We start from the raw sequence: 5,082 nt of genomic DNA, 5'->3' as shown, positions 1-5,082 counted from the left end.
GTTTTCTCGGTCAAAAGTGCCATCAGCTTTTCAGCTTCGCCCTTTCTGGTTTCTACCATAAGCTTCACGAGCCCGCTGTATTCTTCTTTGATAACTTTACCACCTGCCCCTTCAACGGTCTCCTTAACAGTATGTGTAGGGAAAGGCCACCTCGAAGCGCTCCGTTTCGTAAACCTCCACGACTCCCGCATTCTCGATGACCAAGCTTGCCGCGTCCCCATAGGCCTTAACAAGCCCGTCGTAACCTAGCTTTATGCCCCCGAAGTAGCGCATAACCACGACAACGACGTTGCTCAAGCCCTTGTTCTGGATGACCCTGAGGACTGGCCTTCCGGCGGAACCTCTGGGCTCACCGTCGTCATCGTAGCGAACGGCGAAATTCCTTCTGCCGTTGATGATGTAAGCGTAGGCGTTGTGATTGGCGTCGCTGTGGTGGGCATTTATCTTCTCGATGAAAGTCTCTGGCTTCTCTTTCTGTGCTGGCCGATGAGGCGTAGCCTATGAAGACCGACCCCTTAACCACTAACCGAGCAGTTCCAAGACCCTCCAGTGTTGTGTAGCCCACATCCCCTCATCTCCTGAGGGTTGCAACGAGTTTCTTCTCATCCAGGAGCATTGCTATTGCGTCTTTAACGTCTCTCACGACCACATCGCTCGCCAGGAGAGTGTCTATAGCTGCTCCCTCGGGGCCGATTACACAGAAGGCCAGCTCCGCTCCTTCGAGCATCTCCACGTCGTTGTTCCCGTTTCCAATGGCAACGTAGGGCGCGTAGCCCTCGGCTATTCTCCTCTTCTCGGCCCCGCTTGAGACCCTCTCTACCCTCACGGGCAGGCCACTTAGTTCCTCCTCAAGCGTCCCAAAGGTGTCGGCGCTCAAAACGACCACGGTGTATTTATACGCAAGCCTCTCAAGGAGGTGCTTCACCTCCTCGTCTATCCTCCCCTCCTTTCCAAGGGTCCCGTTGAAGTCGAATATCACGGCCTGGAATTCAACGTTCCCGTAGTTCGGTATCTCCATGGCTCTCACCGGATTGGGTTGGATACTGGGGTTTTTAAGGGTTAAATAGCTGTGGTACAAAGCGACCATCTGAGAAAAACTTATAAACATAGCATGGAGTCTAAAGACCGTGCCGGGGTAGCCTAGCTCGGCAGGGCGGGGGACTCGTAATCCCCAGATCCCGGGTTCAAATCCCGGTCCCGGCTCCATTCACCACACTATCGGCCCGCTTCTCAGCGAGATCCAAACTTCAGCCCCTCTCTCACCGCTCACTAGGACGAGGTAGAACTCGCCGGAAGTGGGGAACCTCCAGAGGGTTTCCACGTCTGTAACGGACGGCCTATAGAAGTAGCAGATGGGCTGTCCGCCTGAGTATATGGCATCGAGGCCGGCGGTATCGGTTATGCACAGGCTGACGGGCTCAGAGGAGTGGACTTCAATATAGACCGACTGGAGGAGATACCCGCTCAGGCTGAAGGCGGAAGCGGAGTAAGGTTCAAGCTTGACCTTGGCCTCGTAGCTTGAGTAGGCCATCCCGAGGATGACCATGGATACAATCACAACTACCAGAAGGGAGAAGAACAGCGCCCTGCTCCTCCGGCCCTTCCCGTAAAACACATTAAACATCCTCTAGCCCCATTTGTTAAATACACGGGACTTCTTATAAAGCTTTGTCTTAAATCCAACAAAACACCCGGAAATATTGGAAAATATTGAAAAACATGCCGCCGGCGGGACGTCTCTCATTCTGTTGGCTTATCTCCAATCTTCTCGAGGGCCCTCCCGGCCTTCCTCCTGAAGTCGTCCTTGTCGAGGAACTCCCAGTAGTGCTCCCTTCCCGGAAACTCCCCTGCTTTGACCTCCCCCCGGTAGTTTTCGAGGGCGAGCTGAATTATCCCTGCCAGATCCGCGTACTTCTTGACGAAGGGTGGGACGTTCTCATAAACCCCAAGGAGGTCGTGCCACACCAAAACCTGCCCGTCGACCCACGGCCCGGAGCCTATGCCTATGGTCGGAATGGAAACCTCTTCAGTGACGAGCTTTGCAACGTCCGCCAATGTGAACTCAAGGACGACGGCAAAGGCCCCGGCTTTCTCAAGTGCCCTTGCATCGCGGAGTATCTCCTCTATCTCCTCCTCGGTCTCGCCCATCAGACGATAACCACCTAGGCGAAGGTAGCGCTGCGGTGTTAATCCCGTGTGCCCCATCACAGGAATACCCATACGAACGAGCTTTCTCACAAGCTTCTCGTGGTCGTAGCCGCCCTCGATCTTGACGGCATCTGCACCGGCCTGAATGAGCCTGACGGCGTTCTTAACACCCTCCTCAACGCTCACCTCGTAGCTCCCAAAGGGCATGTCCGCTAAAACCAGCGCCCTCTTTACAGCCCTCGCGACGGCCCTTGTGTGAAAGACCATCTGCTCCATTGAGACGTTTAGGGTGTTCGGCTCGCCGTAGACCACCATTCCAACGGAGTCGCCGACGAAGACTATGTCCATCCCGGCCCTGTCGGCTAAAAGCGCAGAAGGGTAATCGTAAGCGGTTACCATTGCTATCTTTTCCCTCCCCTTCATCTCGATTATCTTCCTTGGTGTTACCTCCCTCATGCCACCACCTGCACCATTTCGACGGCGGTCTAATTAACGGTTTCGATGGGTTTATATACCGATTTCAGTAATTACCGATGGTGGTACAATGGGGAAGGTGAAGACCAGTGTTTATTTGGATGAAGAACTATGGAAGGAGTTTAAGGAGCTGGCCCAGCGGGAGAAGAGCGAGGTCAGCAAGCTCCTTGAGGAGGCGCTGATGAACTACCTCATAAACGAAGTTTTGAAGGATGTCGACGACTCCGAGGTGCCCCTGTGGTTTGAACCTCTAAAGGTCAAAGGTGAGAGCAGTGAGAAGCTCGTGAGGGAGATGAGAGATGACAGGGAGAAGCATCTACTTGGACACTAGTGCAATTTTGAAGAGATACCTGGACGAAGATGGCAGCGATGCCGTAAAGGAGCTATTTAGAGACGCCTATAGGGGGGAGGTGAAGCTGGCCTTCAGCTTCTGGAATATCGGAGAAGTGATTGGCACACTCGATAAAAAGCTGAGATGGGGGCAACTCAGCAAAGATGAGTTCGACTTCCTGAAAAAAGGCTTTTTAGCGGAGGTAAAGCGGTTCACGAGGCTGGGTGTCTTAGAGGTGGTTCCGGTCCACTCCCTTCTGCTGGCTGATGCTTGGGAGTTAATTGAGAGACACCACCTTTACCAGGCGGACGCACTTCAAATAGTTTCGGCGAAGTACATTGGGGTTGAGAGTTTCTACACTGGAGACAAAAGGCTTCATGATGCTGCTAGAAAGGAGGGTTTGAACTCAATACTCCTTGGAGGTGACTGAGATGAGGGAATGGGAGCAATACGAGCACACAGCTGATGTAGGCATTAGAGGATACGGCGAGACCCTGGAGGAGGCCTTCGAGGCAGTAGCATTAGCGCTCTTCGACGTTATGGTGGACGTGAGGAAGGTCGAGCCGAGGGAGTGCCGGGATGTTGAGATAGAGGAAGAAGATCTTGAAGCCCTCCTCTACAGCTTCCTTGAGGAGCTCTTGGTTCTCCACGATGTGAAGGGCCTCGTCTTCGGCGACGTGAAGGTCAAGATCGGGAGGGCTGAGAACGGCTACAGACTCACGGCGAGGGCCTGCGGTGAGCCGCTAAGCGAGAAACACGGACCGAAGGAAGAGGTGAAGGCGATAACCTACCACGAGATGGAGATAAAACAGCTCCCCGATGGAAGGTGGATGGCCCAGCTGGTTCCCGACATATGAGGTGGTTCCATGGGCGCGAGGGACAGGATCAGGGAGGCAAACCCGGCCTTTTACGAGCGCTACTCGAAGCTCGAAGACACGGACGAGTTCTGGGAGTTCCTGATAAGACCACTCAGGCAGAGCATAAGGGTGAACACGCTGAAGGCACCGCTCGATGTCGTTGTCGAGAGGCTGAAAGAGGAGTTCGAGCTTGAACCGATACCCTGGGTTCGTGAGGGCTTCTTCATAAACGTCGACAACCTCGCGAAGGTTCCGGAGCACGGTCTGGGCTTAATCTTCGGCCAGGAAGCGAGCTCGATGATACCGCCGGCTGTCCTCGAGCCAAAGCCGGGAGGACTTGTACTGGATATGGCCGCAGCACCGGGTTCAAAAACCGGTCAAATAGCCCAGTACATGAAGAACGAGGGGTGCATCATAGCGAACGACCCGAACAGGGACAGGACGAACGTCCTCATAACCAACCTCAACAGGATGGGTGTTCTGATAGCTCGGGTTACAACTCAGGACGGGGCATATTTTGGCCGCTTCGAGAACACCTTCGACAGGGTTCTGCTCGATGCCCCCTGCTCCTCGGTAGGGATGATAAGAAAGAGGTGGAAGTTCCTGGAAGAGTGGCGTGAAAAAGCCGTTGTCAAGTACATGAACATACAAAAGAGGCTCATCTTAGCCGGCTACAAGGCCCTCAAACCTGGAGGAACGCTCGTCTACTCCACCTGCACGATAGACCCACTGGAGAACGAGGAGGTGGTTGACTATCTCCTCAGAAAGACGGACGCAAGACTCGAACCGATAGAGCTCCCGGTTCGGACGAGCGAACCGGTTTTGGAATGGGAGGGAAGAACTTACTCGCCCAAGCTGAAAAAGGTTTTACGCATACATCCGAACGACAACGACACCGAGGCCTTCTTCATAGCGAAGATAGCCAAGCCGGAGGGGAGTGAATGATCGGGGAGAGCATGGAGAGGACAATCACCAACCCACGGGAAGAGGTTGGAAGGACTGACGATACAGAGCTTGTGAGGAGACTCCTCATAGAAAACTACGGCTATGCACCGGATTTGATCTACGAAATCAGGGGCAACCACAGCAGAGTCTACGCGTGGAAGCCCTGTCAGCTTAAGGTGAGCGACACCGGCAGGAGGGGAGTTTACTTCGGCAGGATTGAGAGCGACGGAATAAGGCTCACCATAGAGGGGAGCTTTTTAGTCGGGCCGAAGGCGACGAAGAACGTCGTTGAGCTGGACGATGAAAGGGCGAGGCGCTATTTGGCAG

9 protein-coding genes and 1 tRNA gene are annotated in these 5,082 nt (G+C 54.1%); 6 read left to right on the top strand and 4 right to left on the bottom strand.

Features of this window, described 5'->3' with window-relative positions; genetic code table 11:
- Positions 1-123: 123 nt before the first annotated feature.
- Positions 124-444, bottom strand: coding sequence for a YigZ family protein (locus MVD07_RS10955; protein WP_366078497.1), 321 nt, complete (start codon positions 442-444; stop codon positions 124-126).
- A 127-nt stretch (positions 445-571) separates the two neighbouring features.
- Entirely contained in the window at positions 572-1,018 is a 447-nt protein-coding gene (locus tag MVD07_RS08370; protein WP_297500766.1) for an HAD family hydrolase, read from the bottom strand.
- A 111-nt stretch (positions 1,019-1,129) separates the two neighbouring features.
- Between MVD07_RS08370 and MVD07_RS08365 the strand changes: the two genes are divergently transcribed.
- A tRNA-Thr gene (locus MVD07_RS08365) sits at positions 1,130-1,206 on the top strand.
- Between the two features lies 1 nt (position 1,207).
- Here MVD07_RS08365 and MVD07_RS08360 read toward each other — a convergent pair.
- A complete protein-coding gene (locus MVD07_RS08360) occupies positions 1,208-1,624 on the bottom strand; it encodes a hypothetical protein (RefSeq protein WP_297500762.1) in 417 nt (138 codons plus the stop codon).
- Positions 1,625-1,740: 116 nt separating this feature from the next.
- Positions 1,741-2,604 (bottom strand): 3-methyl-2-oxobutanoate hydroxymethyltransferase, encoded by an 864-nt coding sequence (gene panB / locus MVD07_RS08355; protein WP_297500759.1) that lies wholly within the window; start codon positions 2,602-2,604, stop codon positions 1,741-1,743.
- Positions 2,605-2,692: 88 nt separating this feature from the next.
- Between panB and MVD07_RS08350 the strand changes: the two genes are divergently transcribed.
- The 5 genes from MVD07_RS08350 to MVD07_RS08330 form a co-directional block, all read left to right on the top strand.
- A complete protein-coding gene (locus MVD07_RS08350) occupies positions 2,693-2,953 on the top strand; it encodes a CopG family transcriptional regulator (protein ID WP_297500756.1) in 261 nt (86 codons plus the stop codon).
- Positions 2,922-3,383 carry a type II toxin-antitoxin system VapC family toxin gene (locus MVD07_RS08345; RefSeq protein WP_297500754.1) on the top strand — a complete coding sequence of 154 codons (462 nt, stop codon included), beginning with the start codon at positions 2,922-2,924 and terminating at the stop codon, positions 3,381-3,383. The genes MVD07_RS08350 and MVD07_RS08345 overlap by 32 nt, the downstream gene beginning before the upstream one ends.
- A 1-nt stretch (position 3,384) precedes the next feature.
- Positions 3,385-3,810, top strand: coding sequence for an archease (locus MVD07_RS08340; protein ID WP_297500752.1), 426 nt, complete (start codon positions 3,385-3,387; stop codon positions 3,808-3,810).
- Between the two features lie 9 nt (positions 3,811-3,819).
- The gene (locus tag MVD07_RS08335) at positions 3,820-4,755 is read left to right on the top strand and encodes a tRNA (cytosine(49)-C(5))-methyltransferase (protein ID WP_297500749.1); all 936 of its coding nucleotides are present in this window, start codon (positions 3,820-3,822) and stop codon (positions 4,753-4,755) included.
- 11 nt (positions 4,756-4,766) lie between these two features.
- Positions 4,767-5,082 (top strand): hypothetical protein (locus MVD07_RS08330; protein WP_297500764.1); only part of this gene is annotated, 316 nt, incomplete at its 3' end.

It is taken from the genome of Thermococcus sp., from assembly GCF_027008145.1.
Lineage (GTDB): Archaea > Methanobacteriota_B > Thermococci > Thermococcales > Thermococcaceae > Thermococcus.
Note: the sequence above shows the minus strand (reverse complement) of the source record. Positions and strands in the feature narration are given on the sequence as shown.

Coding starts and splice junctions, on each gene's coding strand:
- MVD07_RS08370 (WP_297500766.1), bottom strand. CDS start 1,018: ATGGAGATACCGAACTACGGGAACGTTGAATTCCAGGCCGTGATATTC.
- MVD07_RS08360 (WP_297500762.1), bottom strand. CDS start 1,624: ATGTTTAATGTGTTTTACGGGAAGGGCCGGAGGAGCAGGGCGCTGTTC.
- panB (WP_297500759.1), bottom strand. CDS start 2,604: ATGAGGGAGGTAACACCAAGGAAGATAATCGAGATGAAGGGGAGGGAA.
- MVD07_RS08350 (WP_297500756.1), top strand. CDS start 2,693: ATGGGGAAGGTGAAGACCAGTGTTTATTTGGATGAAGAACTATGGAAG.
- MVD07_RS08345 (WP_297500754.1), top strand. CDS start 2,922: ATGACAGGGAGAAGCATCTACTTGGACACTAGTGCAATTTTGAAGAGA.
- MVD07_RS08340 (WP_297500752.1), top strand. CDS start 3,385: ATGAGGGAATGGGAGCAATACGAGCACACAGCTGATGTAGGCATTAGA.
- MVD07_RS08335 (WP_297500749.1), top strand. CDS start 3,820: ATGGGCGCGAGGGACAGGATCAGGGAGGCAAACCCGGCCTTTTACGAG.